Annotated in this window: 14 protein-coding genes; 7 read left to right on the plus strand and 7 right to left on the minus strand. The window is 73.2% G+C overall.

Going from position 1 to position 19,891, the window contains the following annotated elements; genetic code table 11:
- The first annotated feature begins 24 nt into the window (after positions 1–24).
- Positions 25–1,017, plus strand: a complete 993-nt coding sequence (locus ACZ4EF_RS17875; RefSeq protein WP_355336627.1) for a helix-turn-helix domain-containing protein — start codon at positions 25–27, stop codon at positions 1,015–1,017.
- Here ACZ4EF_RS17875 and ACZ4EF_RS17880 read toward each other — a convergent pair.
- The 3 genes from ACZ4EF_RS17880 to ACZ4EF_RS17890 all read right to left on the minus strand — a co-directional run bounded on the left by ACZ4EF_RS17880 (position 957) and on the right by ACZ4EF_RS17890 (position 4,933).
- Positions 957–1,937: a serine/threonine-protein kinase gene (locus ACZ4EF_RS17880; RefSeq protein ID WP_467348243.1), complete on the minus strand. Its 981-nt coding sequence runs from the start codon at positions 1,935–1,937 to the stop codon at positions 957–959. The genes ACZ4EF_RS17875 and ACZ4EF_RS17880 overlap by 61 nt on opposite strands.
- A 332-nt stretch (positions 1,938–2,269) precedes the next feature.
- A complete protein-coding gene (locus ACZ4EF_RS17885; protein ID WP_355336625.1) occupies positions 2,270–3,388 on the minus strand; it encodes a metallophosphoesterase in 1,119 nt (372 codons plus the stop codon).
- Positions 3,389–3,832: 444 nt separating this feature from the next.
- Positions 3,833–4,933 carry a LacI family DNA-binding transcriptional regulator gene (locus ACZ4EF_RS17890; RefSeq protein ID WP_355336624.1) on the minus strand — a complete coding sequence of 367 codons (1,101 nt, stop codon included), beginning with the start codon at positions 4,931–4,933 and terminating at the stop codon, positions 3,833–3,835.
- 498 nt (positions 4,934–5,431) lie between these two features.
- Here ACZ4EF_RS17890 and hisC point away from each other — a divergent pair, with 498 nt between their 5' ends.
- The 5 genes from hisC to ACZ4EF_RS17915 all read left to right on the plus strand — a co-directional run bounded on the left by hisC (position 5,432) and on the right by ACZ4EF_RS17915 (position 14,868).
- Complete coding sequence (gene hisC, locus ACZ4EF_RS17895; RefSeq protein WP_355336623.1) at positions 5,432–6,517, plus strand: histidinol-phosphate transaminase; 1,086 nt, start codon at positions 5,432–5,434, stop codon at positions 6,515–6,517.
- A gap of 181 nt (positions 6,518–6,698) precedes the next feature.
- Entirely contained in the window at positions 6,699–8,201 is a 1,503-nt protein-coding gene (locus ACZ4EF_RS17900) for a cytochrome ubiquinol oxidase subunit I (protein WP_401306004.1), read from the plus strand.
- A 43-nt stretch (positions 8,202–8,244) separates the two neighbouring features.
- Positions 8,245–9,255, plus strand: coding sequence for a cytochrome d ubiquinol oxidase subunit II (cydB, locus tag ACZ4EF_RS17905; RefSeq protein WP_401851274.1), 1,011 nt, complete (start codon positions 8,245–8,247; stop codon positions 9,253–9,255).
- Positions 9,256–9,318: 63 nt separating this feature from the next.
- Positions 9,319–12,960, plus strand: coding sequence for a thiol reductant ABC exporter subunit CydD (cydD, locus tag ACZ4EF_RS17910; protein WP_467505234.1), 3,642 nt, complete (start codon positions 9,319–9,321; stop codon positions 12,958–12,960).
- Positions 12,961–12,996: 36 nt separating this feature from the next.
- Entirely contained in the window at positions 12,997–14,868 is a 1,872-nt protein-coding gene (locus tag ACZ4EF_RS17915; RefSeq protein ID WP_467505236.1) for a sensor histidine kinase, read from the plus strand.
- Between the two features lie 37 nt (positions 14,869–14,905).
- Here the strand turns inward: ACZ4EF_RS17915 and ACZ4EF_RS17920 are convergent, their stop codons facing one another.
- Together ACZ4EF_RS17920 and ACZ4EF_RS17925 are read right to left on the minus strand one after the other, a co-directional pair.
- Positions 14,906–15,817, minus strand: a complete 912-nt coding sequence (locus ACZ4EF_RS17920; protein ID WP_391042094.1) for an HAD family hydrolase — start codon at positions 15,815–15,817, stop codon at positions 14,906–14,908.
- A gap of 386 nt (positions 15,818–16,203) precedes the next feature.
- The gene (locus tag ACZ4EF_RS17925) at positions 16,204–16,617 is read right to left on the minus strand and encodes a DUF6344 domain-containing protein (RefSeq protein ID WP_467505238.1); all 414 of its coding nucleotides are present in this window, start codon (positions 16,615–16,617) and stop codon (positions 16,204–16,206) included.
- A gap of 190 nt (positions 16,618–16,807) precedes the next feature.
- Here ACZ4EF_RS17925 and ACZ4EF_RS17930 point away from each other — a divergent pair, with 190 nt between their 5' ends.
- The gene (locus ACZ4EF_RS17930) at positions 16,808–17,719 is read left to right on the plus strand and encodes an amidohydrolase family protein (protein WP_467505240.1); all 912 of its coding nucleotides are present in this window, start codon (positions 16,808–16,810) and stop codon (positions 17,717–17,719) included.
- On the opposite strand, the gene ACZ4EF_RS17935 is transcribed toward ACZ4EF_RS17930, so the two are convergent.
- Both ACZ4EF_RS17935 and ACZ4EF_RS17940 read right to left on the minus strand, forming a co-directional pair.
- Positions 17,716–18,390, minus strand: a complete 675-nt coding sequence (locus ACZ4EF_RS17935; protein ID WP_467505242.1) for a TetR/AcrR family transcriptional regulator — start codon at positions 18,388–18,390, stop codon at positions 17,716–17,718. The genes ACZ4EF_RS17930 and ACZ4EF_RS17935 overlap by 4 nt on opposite strands.
- Positions 18,387–19,883: an MFS transporter gene (locus tag ACZ4EF_RS17940; RefSeq protein WP_467505244.1), complete on the minus strand. Its 1,497-nt coding sequence runs from the start codon at positions 19,881–19,883 to the stop codon at positions 18,387–18,389. Before ACZ4EF_RS17940 ends, ACZ4EF_RS17935 begins: the two co-directional genes overlap by 4 nt.
- Positions 19,884–19,891 lie beyond the last annotated feature (8 nt).

Below are 19,891 nucleotides of genomic sequence, written 5' to 3' on the forward strand. Positions count from 1 at the left end.
CCGAGAAGATCCGGGGGACAAGCCATGGACCGTCGTTCCGACGAGGACCCACCGCTGATCCAGGAGTTCCTGCGCGAGGCCCGCAGAAATTTCGTGGGCGAACCCGAGCCCATCACGGGCCACAACGGTTACCGCCCGCCGGGCCTGAGCCAGCACGCGGTGGCCCAGCGCCTGGGCATATCACCGCGCCTCTACCAGGACTGGGAGGGCTGCGGACGCCCCATCCCCGCCCACCGCCTCGACAGCCTCGCCAACGCGCTGCGGCTGGACTCGCGCAAGCGCGACGAGCTGTGGTTCATCGTCACCGGCGGCTACCCGCCGCGCGGCCCGGCGGAACCCGACCCCGAGGCCGTCACCGGCTGGACGTCGTACCTCCACGCGCTCCAGGTCCCCGCCCTCACTGTGGACGGCGCCTGGCGGATTCTGGAGACCAACCAGGCGTGGCGCCAGCTCTTCGAGCCCGCGGGCCAGCCGCCGCCCGCGAATCTGCTGCGCTTCGTGCTCTTCGCGCCGTACGCGCGGCAGTTGTGCGCCGAGTGGCGGACCGGCTGGGCGACGGCGTTCCTGCGCCAGCTCCGGCTCCAGGCGCAGACCGCGCACCACCAGCCGCAGACCGGGCCCGACCAGGAACTGCTCCGCGTCATCGCCGAACTGCGCGAGGACCCCGAACTGGCCCGGCTGTGGCAGGCGGAGAGCGAGTCCACCCGGGTCGCGCTGCACCATGACGGCCAGGTACGGCTGCTGCGGCCACCGGCAGGCGGTTACGTCCAGCGGGTGCGCATGCTCGTGTCGTCCCCGGCGCACGATCCCCGGCGCCGAGTGCTGATGTTCATGCCCGCCGTGACGGCGCCCGGCCTGGCGGGGCCCGCCGGGACAGCACCCGGTACGGCGGCGTCCGTGACGACGGCGCCCGGCACGGCGGGCCCCGCCGTCCCGACGCTGCGCAGGACCGGCCCCTACTCGGGCGTGTTGTCGGGGCCGCCGAAGTCCGGGCTGGTGAAGTCGGGACTGCTGTAGCGCGGACCGGAGAAGCGCGGCGCGGCGGGCGGCAGCGGCGCGGCCGGGTCGGGCGCCGGACTGCTGAAGTCCGGGCGGGAGTAGCCCAGTCGCGGCATGCGGCTGAGGTCCTGCCCGGTGGCCGGGCCGGGCACCGGGCTCACCGCCGGGCCGTGCGGCGGCTCGTGGGCGCTGGTCGGGGCGAGCGCCGCGCCGGCCGCCGCGTCCTCCAGGAAGGGCAGCATCCCGCGCTCCAGCAGCGCCCGGTACCAGGCGTCGCGCGCGTCGGCGACCTCGGGCGGCAGCGCGTCGGGCGAGTCGTGTATGGCGGAGGAGCCGTCGCGCAGCGCCGTGAGCAGCAGTCCGACCGCGCCGAGCAGTATCGACGCGGCGGTGACGGCGGCGAACAGCCAGCCCGCGGTGCGCAGCGGCGACGCGATGGCGGGCTCGGGGGCCATCGCGCGCAGCGCGTAACCGATCAGCAGGAAGATCACGGCGGCGGCGCCCGCGAGCAGCGGCGTCAGGACGGCGAGGACGGCGATCAGGCCCGCGCCGGAGCCCGCGCCCTCCGCGACGCCCATCGCCGCGTAGCCGAAGGACCGGTTGTCGCGGGCGCGCGCCGACTCGCGGGCGGCCTCCCGCGACGCCTCCCGGACGCCGCGGTACGTCTCGTACTCGGCGGCCGCCGCGTCGGCGATGAGTTCGGCCGCGCCGAGCGCCAGGGTGCGCAACTGCTCGCTGTTCAGGGCGGAGTGACCGTTGGAGTGGTTCGTCCGTCGCGAGGCGGGGCGGCTCTCCGCCACGTCCCCGCCGTCCGGCCCGAGGGCCCGCTCACGGTCGGGTCCGTGATCCCGCAGGACCGTGCGCAGCGCCTCGTCCAGCGCGCGTTCAAAGTCCGGGCGGTCTTCGGTGAGCAGGTGTGGAGCGCTGGTCATGTGCATCCCCCGATGCTCCGACTCCCCGAGCGCGGCCGGTGTTCCCCGAGGGGAACCGGCCCGGTCGGCCGAGTACGCGGAGAGCGGCGTGCCTACGGATACAGCGATGGTAGAGCGGGGAGGCGAGACCGTGACAGGGTGCAACCAGGAAATCTGACGGCGCGAAATGTGCCGGACACCGACACGCCACCCCAAAGACGCCGCGCGGGAAGCCCCGGCGCGCTCCCCGCCCGTGCCTTCCGGAGCGGGCCGGTCCGCGAAACGCCGGGCCGGCACGGCGACGTGCCTGACCCGCCGGGCGACATGCCCGGCCCGCCGCGCGGAGCGCGACGGACCCGCTAACCCACCAGCGGCAGTTGGGCGACCAGCAGCCGTCCGTCCATCGTGACGCCGCCGTCCATCGCCACCGCCAGATTCTCCGCGTAGACCATCGGTCCGTTGACGGTGTGCACCCGCTCCTCGCCGTCGGCCGGATATTCGCCGCCGACCTCGCCGAGCAGGTACGGGATCGGGCTGTGCCCGTGCACGACGCGGTTGCCCCCGTAGGTGCCGAGCAGTTCGCGGGCGGCCCGCGGGCCGCCGTCGCCGCGGAAGGCGAACCGCTTGGTGAGCTTGCGGAACAGGTCCCAGCACTCGTCGGCGTCGCCCCGTTGGAGCACGCCGGTGACCGTGTCGTTCATCTCCTCGACGCTGCTGCCGTAGTCCAGATACGCGGTGGTGTCGGAGTGCACCAGCAGGTGGCCGTCGGTGACGTGGGCCGCGTCCAGCCGGGACATCCAGGTCAGATGGCGGTCCTCGAGACGGTCCATGTCGGTCGGCTGGCCGCCGTTGAGCCGCCAGGCGGCGAGGAAGGAGGCGGTGCCGCCGGTGGAGTTGACGGGGGTGTCGCCGAACCGGTGCGCGCCGAGCAGCAGCAGTTCGTGATTGCCCATCAGGGCACGGCAGTAGCCGCCCGCCGCCGCGGCCTCCGCCGAGAGCTGCATGACCAGTTCGATGACGCCGATGCCGTCGGGGCCGCGGTCGGTGAAGTCGCCGAGGAACCACAGCCGGGCGCTGCCCGCCGCCCAGTGGCCCTCCTCGTCGACCAGGCCGCACTCGCCGAGCGCCGCCAGCAACTCGTCCAGATAGCCGTGCACATCGCCGACCACGTACAGCGGTCCCGGCCGGTCGCCCGCCGCGCCGTCCGCGGTGATCACCGGCAGGTCGTGGGCGGTCGGCGTGTACTCCGCGGGGACCAGGGGCGCGTCGGGTCGCGTCGGCTCGTACGCGGCGGGCCGCTGTGCGGGCGGCGCGCTGTCGTACGCGGGCGGCACCGGTGGTACGGCGGCGCGGGCCGGTTCGTACGCCGGTGCCACACCCGCCCCGCCGGTGGTCGCCGACGGCACGGGCGGTACGGGCGCGGCGGCCGGGACCGCCGGTGCCGTGCCGGCCGGAGCCGGAGCCGAATCGATCAGCATGGGAGCCGGTTCCGTCGGAGCCGGAGCCGCGGCCCCGCCGTACCCGCCGGACGTCTCCCCGTAGCCGCCGCGCGGCTCGAATCCGACCGTCGGCTCAAACGCCGGAGCCGTGCCGAAACCGGCCGTCGGCTCGTGCCCGGACACGTACGCGGACGCCTCGGGACGCCAGCCTTCCGAAGTCCCGGGCTCGGGTCCCTGACCTGCCCCCTGAGTCATCGACCCCTCCACGATCGCGCCGCCATCCGCCCATCATAGGAATGACGCTGTCGCGTTGTGACATACCCAGGCACCTGGTTTTCGCAGGGCGCAGACAAACCATCCCTTAGCTCCCTCGTACGCCCGCACGATTCGTCTTCCGGCCGTCGGCGGGGGCTCGGTCACCCGTTCGGCCGATCACTCGCGGGGGTGCCCGGCGGAGCCCTCCGGCCGGACGGCCGCTCTTCCTCAGCCGCCCGCGGGCCCCCGCGGATGACTGACCGTCGTGCGGTGCGCGCGCCGCTGCGAAGAGGTGCGGACGATCAACTCGGTCGGCATCACCTGCTGTACGGGATGCGCGCCGCCGACGCCCTCGATGGCGTCGATGAGCAACTGCACGACCGCCGTGCCGATCCGGCGCGGTTTCAGCGACAGCGTGGTGATCGGCGGTTCGGTGCTGGCGTAGACGGTGCTCTCGCTGCAGCAGACCAGCAGCAGGTCGTCGGGCACGCGCAGGCCGTAACGGCGGGCGGCGGCCAGCAGATCGGTGCCGTTGGGGTCGAAGAGCCCGTAGACGGCGTCGGGGCGGTCGGGCCGCGCCAGTAAGCGGTCGGCGGCGACCGCGCCCGCCCGCGGGTCGTGCGCGGGATACGACTCGTAGACCGGCTCCTGGCCGACCCGCTCGCACCACTCCAGATACGCGGTGGTGGACAGCCGGGTGTACGTGTCGGTGGTGGTGCCGGTGAGCAGGCCGATCCGGCGGGCGCCCGCGGCGGCGAGGTGGTCGAGGATGCCGAGGACGGCGGCCTCGTGGTCGTTGTCGACCCAGGCGTGCACGGGCACGCTGCCCGCCGGGCGGCCGTCGCTGACCACCGGGACGCCCTGTCGGACCAGTTCGGCGACCAGCGGGTCGTGGTCGGAGGGGTCGATGACGACGGTGCCGTCCAGCGCCACGTTCCCCCACACGTCGTGCCGGGAGGAGGCGGGCAGGATGACCAGGGCGTAGCCGCGGGCCAGGGCGGCGGAGGTGGCGGCCCTGGCCATCTCCGCGAAGTACGCGAATTCGGTGAAGGTGAACGGTTCTTCGCCGTAGGTCGTCACGGTCAGGCCGATCAGGCCCGATCTGCCGGTGCGCAGTGTGCGGGCGGCGGCGGACGGGCGGTAGCCCAGCCGGTCGGCGACCTCGCGCACATGGCGGCGGGTGGCGTCGGGCAGTCGGCCCTTGCCGTTGAGTGCGTCGGAGACAGTCGTGATCGAGACTCCGGCGGCGGCGGCGACGTCCCTGATGCCCGCCCGCTCAAGCCGGCGTCCGATGGGCCGGCTCGCCTGGTGGTTCCCTGCTGCTGTCATGGCCTGCCGATATTAGGACGGCGCTGGTCCGGTCGGCGCCTGCCGTTTCTACCCCCCAGAAGATAGGTTTCTGCAAGATCGAACCCCGTATGCAAGGTGGAATATGCAGGCGGCAGGGCGTGCCTTGTGGGTGATACCGGCGCGGGTGCGGCCGATGCCCGTCCATTGGTCCACCGACAGGAGTGACGTCAACTCACTCCTACGAGGGACGCGGGGTGCCTTTTTTTGGCCGCCTTCTCGCCTCCGGCGGCTTAGACCCGGTATCGACGCTTCTCTTCGACGGTCGCTCGTTCCTCGCTCCCTGCTCATCGTCGCTTTCGATACCGGCGCCGCCTTTGGCTCGCCGGCTACCGGCGAACCCACCTACGCGATCGCACCCCGGCGGCGCGGCCCTTCGCGCGGGCGTGTCCGGCGGGGAACGGCCCCCCAGCCGGACCCCGGCGGGGGTGTGGGGTACCGCACCTCCACAGGGGGCGCGGGCGCTCGTAGGGTGTGGCCATGACCCCCAAGCTGCGCGCGGAACTGGACGGCATCCCCACGTACAAGCCCGGGCGACCCCCGGCCGTGGACGAGAGCGGTGCCCAGGCCGGGCCCGCCTTCAAGCTGTCCTCCAACGAGAACCCGTACCCTCCGCTGCCCGGTGTGCTGGAGGCGGCCACCGCCGCCGCGGCCACGTTCAACCGCTATCCCGACCTGGCCTGCTCGGCGCTGACCGCCGAGCTGGCGGGACGTTTCGGCGTGCCCGAGGCACACGTGGCGACCGGCACCGGCTCGGTCGGCGTGGCCCAGCAGTTGCTCCAGTCGACCTCGGGCCCCGGCGACGAGGTGATCTACGCCTGGCGGTCCTTCGAGGCGTATCCGATCATCACCCGGATCAGCGGCGCGCTGCCGGTGCAGGTGCCGCTGGACGCGGACGAGGTGCACGACCTGGACGCGATGGCGGCGGCGGTCACCGACCGCACGCGGCTGATCTTCGTCTGCAATCCCAACAATCCGACCGGCACGGTGGTGCGCCGGGCCGAGCTGGAACGATTCCTCGACCGGGTGCCGTCCGACATCCTGGTGGTGCTGGACGAGGCGTACCGCGAATTCATCACCGACCCCGATGTTCCCGATGGAATCGATCTGTACCGGGACCGTCCGAATGTGGCGGTGCTGCGGACCTTCTCCAAGGCGTACGGCCTGGCGGGCCTGCGGATCGGCTTCGCGGTGGCGCACGAGCCGGTGGCGGCTGCGCTGCGCAAGACGGCGGTGCCCTTCGGCGTGAGCCAGCTCGCGCAGGACGCGGCGGTCGCCAGCCTGCGCGCGGAGCCAGCGCTGCTGGAGCGGGTCGCGGGCCTGGTCACCGAGCGGACCCGGGTGGTCGAGGCGCTGACCGCGCAGGGCTGGACGGTGCCCGAGACGCAGGCCAACTTCGTCTGGCTGCGGCTGGGGGAGCGCACCACGGACTTCGCGGCGGCGGCCGAGCGGGCCGGCACCACCGTCCGCCCCTTCGCCGGCGAGGGCGTACGGATCACCATCGGCGAGACCGAGGCCAACGATCTGCTGCTGCGGACCGCCGAAAGCTTCCGCAAGGAGCTGTGACGGCGGCGGCGCGCCCGTCGGCACGATCCCCCGAAACCCACTCCCACCTGCGCTTTCGCCCCTTGCGACCCCCCGGTTGCAGGGGGCGAACTGCTGTGCGTAATACTGAGCTTGTGAATGTATTCACGTTCACAAGCTGATCGGGTTGTAGGAGAAGAGGAGACGGATCGTGCAACTCGCAATGGGTCCACTGGACGTCGCCCGATGGCAGTTCGGCATCACGACCGTCTACCACTTCCTCTTCGTACCGCTGACGATCTCGCTGTCCGCGCTCACGGCCGGACTCCAGACCGCGTGGGTGCGCAGCGGCGACGAGAAGTACCTGAGGGCCACCAAGTTCTGGGGCAAGCTCTTCCTGATCAACATCGCCATGGGCGTGGTGACGGGCATCGTCCAGGAGTTCCAGTTCGGCATGAACTGGTCGGACTACTCGCGCTTCGTCGGCGACATCTTCGGCGCCCCGCTCGCCTTCGAGGCACTGATCGCCTTCTTCTTCGAGTCCACCTTCATCGGCCTGTGGATCTTCGGCTGGGACAAGCTGCCGAAGAAGATCCACCTCGCCTGCATCTGGATGGTCTCGATCGGGACGATCCTGTCCGCGTACTTCATCCTGGCCGCCAACTCCTGGATGCAGCACCCGGTCGGCTACCGCTACAACCCGACGACCAAGCGCGCGGAACTCACCGACTTCTGGGCGGTGCTCACCCAGGACACCGCGCTGGCGCAGTTCTTCCACACCATGTCCGCCGCCTTCCTCACCGGCGCCGCGTTCATGATCGGGATCGCCGCTTACCACCTGGCCCGTAAGCAGCACATCTCCGTGATGCGCTCCTCGCTGCGCCTCGCCCTGGTCGTCGCCGTCGTCGCGGGCGCGCTCACCGCGATCAGCGGCGACACCCTCGGCAAGGTCATGTTCAAGCAGCAGCCGATGAAGATGGCCGCCGCCGAGGCGCTGTGGGACGGCCAGAAGGGCGCGCCCTTCTCGATCTTCGCGGTCGGCGACGTCAACAAGGGCCACAACAAGGTGGCCATAGACATTCCGAACCTGCTGTCGTTCCTGGCCACCGACAACTTCAACGCCTACGTGGGCGGCATCAACGACGTCAACAAGGAAGAGCAGGCGAAGTACGGCCCCGGCGACTACCGGCCCAACATCCCCGTCGCCTACTGGGGCTTCCGCTGGATGATCGGCTTCGGCGTCGTCTCGATCGGCGTCGGCGCGGCCGGCCTGTGGCTCACCCGCCGCAAGTTCTGGCTCGCGCCCGCGCACCGCACGGGCGACGACGAGGTCCCGCACCTGATGCTCACCAGGAACGGGCAGATCGGCCCCCGGCTCACGCGCTGGTACTGGTGGATCGCCCTGTGGACCATGGCCTTCCCGCTGATCGCCAACTCCTGGGGCTGGATCTTCACCGAGACCGGCCGCCAGCCCTGGGTGGTCTACGGCGTGCTGCGCACCCGCGACGCGGTCTCCCCCACGGTCTCCACCGGCGAGGTCTTCACCTCCCTGATCGTCTTCACCCTCCTCTACGCGGCTCTCGCCGTCGTCGAGGTGCGGCTGCTCCTGAAGTACGCCAAGGCGGGGCCGCCGGAGCTCACCGACGACGACCGCCGCTCCCCCACCCGGATCGGCGGCGACGACGACGGCGCGGACGCCGACCGCCCGATGGCCTTCTCGTACTGAGCGTCCGTACCGACTGTTCCGTACCGACTGAGAGGAGTGCGACATGCATCTGCACGACGTCTGGTTCGTCCTCATCGCGGTCCTGTGGACCGGCTACTTCTTCCTTGAGGGCTTCGACTTCGGGATCGGCGTCCTGACCAAGCTGCTGGCCCGCGACCGTACCGAGAAGCGGGTCCTGATCAACACCATCGGCCCGGTCTGGGACGGCAACGAGGTGTGGCTGCTCACGGCGGGCGGCGCGACCTTCGCGGCCTTCCCCGACTGGTACGCCACCCTCTTCTCCGGCTTCTACCTGCCGCTGCTGATCATCCTGGTCTGCCTGATCGTGCGCGGCGTCGCCTTCGAGTACCGCGCCAAGCGCGACGACGAGCGCTGGCAGCGCAACTGGGAGAATGCGATCTTCTGGACCTCCCTGGTCCCGGCGCTGCTCTGGGGCGTCGCCTTCGCGAACATCGTGCGGGGCGTGAAGATCGACGCGAACAAGGAGTACGTCGGCAACTTCTGGGACCTGCTCAACGGGTACTCGATCCTCGGCGGACTCGTCACCCTGAGCCTCTTCACCTTCCACGGCGCCGTCTTCGCCTCGCTCAAGACCCTCGGCGACATCCGCGACCGGGCCCGCGCGCTGGCCACCCGCGTCGGCGTGCTCACCGCGCTCCTCGCGCTGGCCTTCCTGATCTGGACCCAGGCCGCGCACGGCGACGGCCGCAGCCTGCCCGCGCTGATCGTCGCCGTCGTCGCCCTGGTCGGGGCCCTCGGCGCCAATCTCGCGGGACGCGAGGGCTGGTCGTTCGCGCTGTCCGGCGTCACGGTCGCGGCGACCATCGCCATGTTCTTCCTGACGCTCTTCCCCGACGTCATGCCGTCCTCGCTGAACGACGCCTGGAGCCTGACCGTCACCAACGCCTCCTCCACGCCGTACACGCTGCGGATCATGACGTGGTGCGCGGGCATCGCCACGCCCCTCGTCCTGCTCTACCAGGGCTGGACGTACTGGGTCTTCCGCAAGCGCATCGGCACCCAGCACATCGCGGGCGCGGCGACCGGTCACTGACGCGACCGATCACTGAGGGCCGATCGCTGACAGCCGGTCACTGACCGAAGGGAGATGTTCCACGTGAAACCTGTCGATCCGCGACTGCTGCGGTACGCGCGTACGACCCGGGTCTTCCTCGCCGGGGCGGTGCTGCTCGGGCTGGCCGGGGCGGGGCTGATCATCGCCCAGGCGGTGCTGATCGCCGATGTGGTGGTCGGCGGGTTCCGGGACGGGGAGGGTGTCGGGGAGCTGCGCGGGACGCTCGCGTGGCTGGTGGCGGTCGCCGTCGGGCGGGCGCTGGTCGGCTGGCTCACCGAGCTGTGCGCGCACCGGGCGGGGGCGGCGGTGAAGTCGCAGCTGCGCGGGCAGCTGCTGGAGCGGGCCACCGCGCTGGGCCCCGGCTGGCTGACCGGGCGGCGCAGCGGTGAGCTGACCACGCTCGCCACCCGCGGGATCGACGCGCTGGACGACTACTTCTCGCGGTATCTGCCGCAACTCGGCCTCGCGGTGGTCGTGCCCGCGGTCGTGCTGGCCCGGATCGTCACCGCCGACTGGATCTCGGCCGCCACCATCGCGGTGACGCTGCCGCTGATCCCGCTGTTCATGGTGCTGGTCGGCTGGGCGACCCGCGAGCGGATGGACCGGCAGTGGAAGCTGCTGGCCCGGCTGTCCGGGCACTTCCTCGACGTCGTCGCGGGGCTGCCCACGCTCAAGGTCTTCGGCCGGGCCAAGGCGCAGGCCGACAACATCCGCGCCATCACCGGCGAGTACCGGCGGGCCACGCTCAAGACGCTGCGGATCGCGTTCCTGTCCTCCTTCGTCCTCGAACTGCTCGCCACCATTTCCGTCGCGCTGGTCGCGGTCGGGATCGGCATGCGGCTCGTCCACGGCGAGCTGTCCCTGCGGACGGGCCTGCTGGTGCTGATCCTCGCGCCCGAGGCGTATCTGCCGCTGCGGCAGGTGGGCGCGCAGTACCACGCGGCGGCCGAGGGGCTGGCGGCGGCGGAGCAGGTCTTCGAGGTGCTGGAGACCTCGCCGCGGACCGGGGCGGGTGCGGTACGGGGGCGGGCCGCCGCGCCGGATCCGCGGGGTGCCGCGATCACGGTCGAGGGGCTGGTCGTACGGGAGGGCGGGTCGCTGGCCGCGACGACGTTCACCCTCGCGCCGGGTGAGACGGTGGCCGTCACCGGGCCCAGCGGGGCCGGGAAGACGACCCTGCTCAACGCGCTGCTCGGCTTCGTTCCCGCCGCCGAGGGGCGGATTCTGGTCGGCGACACCGACCTCGCCGCGATCGACCCGGCCGACTGGCACCGCTGGATCGCCTGGGTCCCCCAGCACCCGCACCTGTTCGCCGGGACTGTCGCCGACAACGTACGGCTCGCCCGGCCCGACGCCGACGACGCCGCCGTACGTACCGCGCTCGCGGACGCCGACGCGCTCTCCTTCGTCTCCCCCGCCACCGTCCTCACCGAGGACGGCGCGAACCTCTCCGCGGGTCAGCGCCAGCGCATCGCCCTGGCCCGCGCCTTCCTCGCCGACCGCCCCCTGCTTCTCCTCGACGAGCCCACCGCCAACCTCGACGGCGCCACCGAGGCCGAGATCGTCACGACCCTCCACCGCCTCGCCGCCACCCGCACCGTCCTCCTCATCGCCCACCGCCCCGCGCTCCTCCCCCTCGCCACGAAAGTCCTCCCCCTCCGCCCGCCCCGCATCTCCGCCGTCGACGGCGACCCGACCGCGGCGGGGGACGGGGCGTCGGCGGCGACGGGCCGGGTGCCTGGCGGCACGGTGGTCTCCGCGGGGGACGTCACCCCGTCCGAGCCCACGCCTGTCGTGGCGGCGGCTCGCGCGGCGGCGACGGCGACGCCTGTGGTGGGGGATGGCGGGGTTCTCTGGCGGGTGGGGCTGCGGGTGCGGCGGGCGGCTGTGGGGGTGGTGGGGCGGTCCGGGCCGGAGGCGCTTCGCGTTCGTGGTGGCGGGGCGCGGGGGCGGTTCGTGGGGGCCGTCGGGCTGGGGGCGGCGGCGTTGCTGTCGGCTGTGGGGCTCATGGCGACGTCGGGGTGGCTGATCAGCCGGGCGTCGCAGCAGCCGCCGGTGCTGTATCTGATGGTGGCCGTGACGGCGACGCGGGCGTTCGGGATCGGGCGGGCCGTGTTCCGTTACGGCGAGCGGCTGGTGGCGCACGACGCGGTGTTCCGGGCGCTGGCCGGGGTGCGGGTGGCGGTGTTCCGGCGGCTGGAGCGGCTGGCGCCCGCGGGACTCGGCGGGACGCGCCGCGGTGACCTGCTCTCGCGCCTGGTCGCGGACGTGGACGCCGTCCAGGACCACTACCTGCGGTGGCTGCTGCCCGCGCTGACCGGCGGCCTCGTGTCCGTGGCGACCGCCGCCTTCACCGGCTGGCTGCTGCCCGCCGCCGGGCTGATCCTGGCCTGCGGGCTGCTCGCCGCGGGCGTGGCCGTCCCCGCGCTGTCGGCAGCCGTCGCCCGCCGCACCGAGGCGCGCCTCGCGCCCGCCAGGGGCGAACTGTCCGCCCGCGTCCTCGGCCTGTTCACCGGCACCGCCGAACTGACCGTGGCGGGCGCCCTCCCGCGCCGCCGCGCCGACGCCGCGCGCGCCGACCGTACGCTCACCCGGATCGCGGCCCGTTCGGCCGCCGCGACCGCGCTCGGCGCCGGACTGACCGCGCTGGTCAGCGGGGTGACGGTGACGGCGTGCGCGTACGTCGGCGTCCGGGCCGTCAGCGGCCACCACCTCCAGGGCGTCGCGCTGGCCGTGCTCGTGCTGACGCCGCTGGCCGCCTTCGAGGCCGTCGCCGGGATGCCGCTCGCGACCCAGCAGCGGCAGCGGAGCCGGCGCTCGGCGGCGCGGGTGAGCGAGGTGCTGGACGCGCCGCTGCCCGTACGCGAGCCGGAGCGGCCCGCGCCCCCGCCCGCGTCACCGTTCCCGCTGGTCGTACGGGAGGTGACGGCCCGCCACCCGGGCCAGGACGCACCGGCGCTGGACGGCGTCGGCCTCACCCTCACCGAGGGCCGCAGGATCGCGGTCGTCGGCGCCTCGGGCGCGGGCAAGACGACCCTCGCCCACGTACTGCTGCGGTTCCTGGACACCGAGTCGGGCACGTACACGCTGGCGGGGCAGGACGCGGCGGGCCTGGACGGCGACGACGTACGCCGCCTCGTCGGCCTGTGCGCCCAGGACGCGCACGTCTTCGACAGCACCGTCCGGGAGAATCTGCGGCTCGCCCGCCCCGGCGCGGACGACGGCGAACTCCGGGAGGCGCTGGCCGCCGCCCGGCTGGACATCGACCTGGACACCCTCGTCGGCGAACACGGCGCCCGGCTGTCCGGCGGCATGCGCCAGCGCCTGGCCCTGGCCCGCGCGCTGCTCGCCCGTTTCCCCGTCCTCGTCCTGGACGAGCCCGCGGAACACCTCGACCTGGCCACCGCCGACGCCCTGACCGCCGATCTGCTGGCCGCCACGCGCGGCCGTACGACGCTGCTGATCACCCACCGGCTGGCCGGTCTCGCGGGCGGCGCGGTCGACGAGATCGTGGTGCTGGAGCGGGGACGGGTCGTGCAGCGCGGCGGCTACGAGGAACTGGCGGCGGCCGAGGGGCCGTTCCGCCGCACCCTGGAGCGGGAACGGCTCGCGGACACGGCTCTGGCGGGGGCCACGGCCGCCGCCTCGGGACCGCGTTCGCTCGTGGGCACGGGCACCGCCTGACTTTCCCGGACATACGCCACCAAATAACCTCGGCTCATGGCCTCAGACAGCGAGACGCCCGGCGGGACGCCCGAGGAAGCGCGCCAGGAGACGGCCGGGGCGGCCCCGAACGACAAGGACGCCCCGGCCTACGCCCCGGCATACGTCCCGGCCTACGACGCGGCACCCCCCGCGGGACCGACCTCTTCCGGAGACGCTCCGGGCGACGGGGAGACCCCCGAGCCGACCACCCTCAGCTTCCAGGGCATCGCCTCCCAGATCACCGTCCGGCTGCCGGAACTGCTGGAAGCGGTCGTCTCGGTCGGCACCGGCATCGAGCTGCACACCACGCTGCGCCGCATCGTGGAGACGGCGGCCGAGCTGGCCGGGGCGCGTTACGCCGCGCTCGGCGTCCTCGACGCGGACGGCTCGGGACTCGCGGACTTCATCACGTACGGGATCAACGAGGCCGACGCCGAGCGGATGGGCGCACTGCCCGACGGCCACACCGGGCTGCTCGGCGAGCTGATCCGGCACCCGGTGCCGCTGCGGCTGGCCCACCTGTCGGACGACGCCCGCGCGGTGGGCCTGCCGCCCGGCCACCCGCCGATGAGCAGCTTCCTGGGCGTCCCGATCCGCGTCCACACCGAGATCTTCGGCAATCTCTACCTCACCGAGAAGCGTGGCGGCCGGCAGTTCACCGACGAGGACACCGCCATGCTGCGCATCCTCGCCATGGAGGCCGGGATCGCGATCGGCAACGCCCGGCAGTACGAGGCCACCCGGCAGCGCGAGCACTGGATCAGCGGCGCCGCCGCCGTCACCACGGCCCTGCTCACCGGGGACGGCACCAGCGACGCGCTCGACGTCGTCGCGGTGTGGGCCCGCAAGCTCGCCGAGTCCGCCGCCGCGCTGGTCATGCTGCCGAGCCTCGACGAGAACGGGGCCGGGGACGGCGGCCTCGAGGTCGTCGCGGCCTCCGCCGCCGAGCCGGCCGGCATGGTCGGCACCGTCATCCCGCCGCAGAATCCGATCGCGGCCCAACTCCTCAACGGCGAGGCCGTCTTCGTGGCGGACGCCGCCTCCGACCCGCGCACCACCACGCGGCTGGCGGAACGCTTCGGGCCGACCATGATGCTCCCGTTGCGGAGCAACGACCGTGTCATCGGCATCCTCGCGCTGCCGCGCGAGCCCGGCGGCCGTCCGTTCACCGAGGCCGAACGCGTACTGGCCACCCAGTTCGCCGCCCAGGCCGCGCTCGCCCTCGTCCTGGCCGACGTGCAGCGCGACCGCGAACGCCTCGCCGTCTACAAGGACCGCGACCGTATCGCCCGCGACCTGCACGACCTCGTCATCCAGCGGCTCTTCGCCACCGGCATGATGCTGGAGGGCGCGGGGCGCAGGGCCCGCACGCCCGAGGTGCGCGAGGGCATCGGCCACGCCGTCGACGAACTCGACGCCACCATCCAGGAGGTGCGCACCGCCGTCTACGCCCTCCAGCAGGCGCCCGACGACGCCCCCTCAGGACTGCGCGCCCGCGTCCTGCGCGAGGTCGGCACCGCCGCCGTCCCGCTCGGCTTCCAGCCGTCCGTACGTTTCATCGGACCGGTCGACGCGCTGGTGGGCGAGCCCACCGCCAAGAACCTCGTCGCGGCGCTGCGCGAAGTCCTCTCCAACGCCTTCCGGCACGCCCGCGCCTCGCGCATCGACATCACCCTCGACGCCACCGCCACCCTTCCCGGCGGCGGCGACGCGGTCCGCCTGACCGCCACCGACGACGGCGTCGGCATCCCCCCGGCCGGCCGCCGCAGCGGCCTGCGCAATCTCTCCCGCCGCGCCCAATCGCTGGGCGGATCGAGCCAGTTCGGGCCGGGCCCCGAGGGTGCGGGCACGACGGTGCGGTGGGAGGCGCCGCTGCGTACGGACTGACCGGGCGGTGCGGTGCGACTGGCCGTCCCCGTACAAGCTAGGGCCTGTCCGCGTGCCGGGCGGCGATGATCCGCTCGATGACGCGGGCGACCCCGTCGTCGTTGTTGGACTCGGTACGGTGCGTGGTCGTGGCCAGGACGCGGGGATGGGCGTTCGCGACGGCGTACGACGTACCGGCCCATCCGAGCATCGCGAGGTCGTTCGGCATGTCGCCGAAGGCGACGACCTCGGCGGCGGACACCCCGCGCTCGGCGCAACATCGCGCCAGCGTCGTGGCCTTGCTGACGCCCTCGCCGCTGATCTCCAGCAGCGCGCTGTCGCTGGACCGGGTGATCTCGCCGTGCTGTCCCGCCACGCTCAGCCCGATGGCGAGGAATTCGTCCGGGTCGATGGACGGGTGCTTGGCGAGCAGCTTCAGCAGCGGCTGGCGCGGGTCGCGCACGGCGAGCAGTTCCTCGATCGGGGCCGTGGGGCCGAAGTCCGGCTCGATGACGCGGGGGTAGTCCGGCTCGCGGTAGAAGGTGTCGGCGCGTTCGACGGCGAAGGTCGTGCCGGGCACGGCGGCGCGCAGCGCGTGCGCGACGGCGAGGGCGTCGTCCTCCGGCAGCGGGAACGCCTCGATCAACTCGCCTTTGTGCAGGTCCCAGACGGAGGCGCCGTTGGCCAGGATGGCCATGCCGTGCCCCGCGAGGTGGGCCGCGACGGTGTCCATCCAGCGTGCGGGGCGCCCGGTGACGAAGAAGACCTCGATGCCCGCGGCCTCGGCGTCGGCGAGCGCCGCGACCGTACGCGGGGACACCGTCTTGTCGTCGCGCAGCAGCGTGCCGTCCAGGTCGGTGGCGATCAGCCGCGGCGGAGGGGCGGTGTAGGAGGCGGCGGACGACACGTCCGCTGATCGATGCTGCCCGCTGGGCTCATTGGCTGAGGTCACGGGCCCATCCTTGCGCATCCTTGCCCCGCCCGCACAAAGGTGCGGATACCCGCTCAGCCGAGCCCGTTTCGGCCGCGATTCCGGCTTGATCCCATCGCTCCCGGGGGCGTCACAGGGGCGCGGGTCACGCGATCACGGCAGGGGTACGGGCTGACGGACTGGCAGCGGATACGGCTGACGGTACGACTGGCTGGTGCGGCCGCCGGCGCGGCTGCTGGTGCGGCTGCTGGTGCGACGAGGGTGAGCGCTGCGCTTGTGGGGCGCAGAAATCTGTGGGGTTGGTGCGGTGCTGGTCGTACAAGAAGCTTGTACGGAAGGGGAGTTCGTGCGGGGACTGCGTCCCGGAAGTTCCTGCGGGATCTCCGTGCGGGGACCACGTACGGGATCGTCGTACGCGGTCCGGCTCAGCGGACGAGCACCGCTTCGTCCGCGGTGCTGGTCAGGGCGTGGTCCGCGAGGGCCGGACTGGCGGGGTAGGGCAGGGCCTCGCCGGTGTCCGGGGCGATGCTGCGGGCGGAGGGGGAGGAGCCGTGCGCCTCGGCCCTGATGCGCTGCTTCATCGTGGGCGGCAGCGAGCGGCTGCTGGGGCGCGGGGCCGGCAGCAGTGCGGCGCAGGACGGTGTCCTGGTGGGTGTCGGCGTGGCGCGCGTACCGTTCGCCGCGGCGACGGCCGCGGCCGGGACGGTGGCGGCCTGGGCGGCGGCGGTGTGGACGCGGGCGGTGCGGGCCGGAGTGGCGAAGCCGAGCCCGGCGACGAGCTTGAGGAGCACGCCGACGAAGGCGCTCCAGAAGGCGGTGACGTTCTTGAAGACGTTCATGACCTCTCGATTCCTTGGTGCGGAAATCTGACTTCTCCGATCATGAGGAAGACGGCACGGAATCGTGGGAGCCGCACCCCGGATTCGCGGATATACACATAAACGCCACTCATTCGGACCAAGGGGGTCCTGTGAAGCCCCGCGCCGACGGGGCCGCGGCCGGTCCTGAGGCGCTGGATAAGGTGGCGGCGTGTCCCCTCCCGAGGAGCCGCCCCGGCGCGGCGAACAGGCCGAGGTCGCCGCGTTCCGCCAGGCCCTGGGCCTCGACGCCCTCATCGACGTGCACACCCACTTCATGCCCGAGCGCGTCATGGCCAAGGTGTGGGCGTACTTCGACGCGGCCGGTCCGCTCGTCGGCCGCGCCTGGCCGATCGCGTACCGCGAGGAGGAGCGGCGGCGTGTCGAGACCCTGCGCGGCTTCGGCGTCCGGGCCTTCACCTCGATGCTCTATCCGCACAAGCCCGGCATGGCGCGCTGGCTGAACGACTGGGCCGCCGAATTCGCCGCCCGCACCCCGGACTGCCTGCACACCGCGACGTTCTTCGCCGAGCCCGGCGCCCCCGACGACGTACGCCGCGCCCTCGCCCAGGGTGCGCGCGTCTTCAAGTGCCACCTCCAGGTCGGCGGCTACGACCCCAACGACCCGCTGCTCGACGACGTCTGGGGCCTGCTCGCCGACACCGGCGTTCCCGTCGTCACCCACTGCGGCTCCGGCCCGGTCCCCGGCCCCTTCACCGGCCCCGCCCCCGTCGCCGCCCTGCTCGCCAGGCATCCGCGGCTGCGGCTCGTCGTCGCCCACCTGGGAATGCCGGAGTACGAGGACTTCCTCGGCCTCGCCGAGCGGCACGAGCGGGTCCTGCTCGACACCACCATGGCCTTCACCGACTTCAGCGAGTCGGCCGCCCCCTTCCCGCCCGCGGCCCTGCCCCGCCTGTCCGCCCTCGCCGACCGCGTCCTGCTCGGCACGGACTTCCCCAACATCCCCTATTCCTACGCCCACGCCCTCCACGCCCTGGAATCCACCGGCCTCGGCGCCGCCTGGCTCCGCGCCGTCTGCCACGACAACGCCGCCCGCCTCTTCGCCCTCCCGGCCCTCCCCTAGCGGGCGGAGTCGGGGTCAGGGGCCGGGTCCGGGCTGGGGGCCGGGTCCGGGCCGGGTTCCGGGTCGGAGTCGGGGTCCGGGCTCGGGGCTTGGGGGGTCAGCATCTGGAGGAGGAGGGTGCGGAGCTCGGCGTCGGGGAGGGCGGGGAGGCGGGTGAAGGCGCCGGAGCCGCGGGCCAGGACGACGCCGATGAAGGCGGCGGCGATGAGTTCGGCGCGCAGGGCGGGGTCGGGGGTGCCCTCGGCGAGCAGGCGCCGGTGGAGGGGGTCCACGACACGGCGGTGCAGCTCCGCGCGGGTGGCCTGCTGACCGGCCGGGTCCTCGTGGGGGCGGACGGCGACCTGGTAGACGGGGTTGGGGCCGTGGCGCCGGGTGCGGTCGAGGATGGTCGCCAGACGGTCGGGGTCGAGGAGGTCGACGATGTCGTCCGGGCCGTCGTTGGTGCGCAGCGTGGCGATGTAGAGCTGGGCCTTGCCGCCGAAGTAGCGGGCGATCATCGCCGGATCGACTCCGGCGCGGCTCCCGATGGCCCGCGCGGTGGTGCGGTCGTACCCGTGCTCTGCGAACAGCTCGCCCGCGGCCTTCAGCAGGCGATCGCGGCTGCCCGCCGCGTCGCGCCGGTGCTGGGCCGCCCCGGCGGGCCGTTCGTCGGCCGGTGTCGTTCCACTCATTCCGCGGCCGTTCCGTCCAGTTCGTGGAGGTCGTCGTGTTCGCCGGGCCGCGCCCGCACCCGGGGGCTCGCCTGGGCCGCCACCGCGGGCCGTGCCGACGAACCGGGCCGTGCCGACGAACCGCGTCGGCGCCACGGCACGGCCACCGCCACCACGGCGGCGGCGAGCCAGACGCCGCAGCTCAGCAGCCCCACCGCACTGTACCCACCGGACGTGGGGAACGCCGCGCCTTCCGCGGTGTGCGCTTCGAGCACGGCCGCGCTCAGCGCGCTGCCGACCGCGTAACCGATGTAGCGCAGCACCTGGTTGAAGCTCATGGCGCTGCCCGTCTCGTGCGCGGGCACCGCACGGACGAGGAAGCCCGGCACGACCGCGAAGATGACCCCGACGCCGAGGCCCGCGACGAACATGACCGCCATGATCTGCGCCATGTTCCCGCGCCATGCGGTGAACAGGGCCATCGCGGCGAGCAGCACCAGGCAGCTCATCGGCAGGACCCGCTGGGGCGAGATCCGGCGGACCAGTACCGGGGTGAGCCGGTTGGCCAGGAAGCTGCCCAGGGAGAACGGCGTCAGGGCGAGACCGGCCACGACCACCGTCCGGCCCAGCCCGTACCCCGTGGTGGCGGGCGTCTGCACCAGCCTGGTGACGGTGGACAGCAGCAGGTACATGCCGACGCCCGCGAGCACCGCCGCGACGCTCGCGGTCAGCACCGCCCGGTCACGTACCAGCCGCAGTGTGACCAGCGGATGATCCGTACGCAGCTCCCACCACACCCAGCTCGCGAAGAGCAGGACGGACGCGGCGACCATGCCGTCCACGCGCGCCGAGGCCCAGCCCCAGCTCTCGCCCTCGCTGATCGCGACCAGCAGCGACGCGGTGGCCACGGCCAGCAGCACCGCGCCGACCCCGTCCAGCCGGACGCGGGCGCGATGCCGCGCGGCCGGGACGACCCACGCGGCGGCGGCGAGGCCGAGCACGCTGACGGCCACGCCGAACCAGTACGCCGCGCGGACGCCGCCGCCCTGCGCGATCAGACCGGTGAGCGGATAGCCCAGGCCCACCCCCGTCACGGCGGTGATCGACAGCAGGGCGATCACCGGAACGGCGCGGGCGGCGGGCAGTACGTCCCTGGCCACGGCGATGGTCAGCGGCGTGAGCCCGAGACCGATGCCCTGGAGGGCGCGGCCGACGAGCAGCGCGGCGAAGCCCAGGGGGAGCGCCGCCAGCACGCAGCCGACGACGACCAGCGCGAGGGTGCCGACGACGACGGTCCTGCGGTGCGGCCCGTCACCGAGCCGCCCCATCACGGGCGTGGCCACCGCCGCCACCAGCTGGGTGATCGTCAGCGACCACTGCGCGTCGGTTACGGACACGTGGTCCATCGAGGCGATGGACGGGATGAGCGGTGCCCCGAGGCTGCCGATCACGGCGGTGACCAGGCATATGAACGCCAGACAGGGCACCAGTGCCCGCGACCGTGCCGACTCCATCGTGCTCC

The sequence above is a fragment of the Streptomyces sp. NPDC025721 genome, assembly GCF_055558595.1.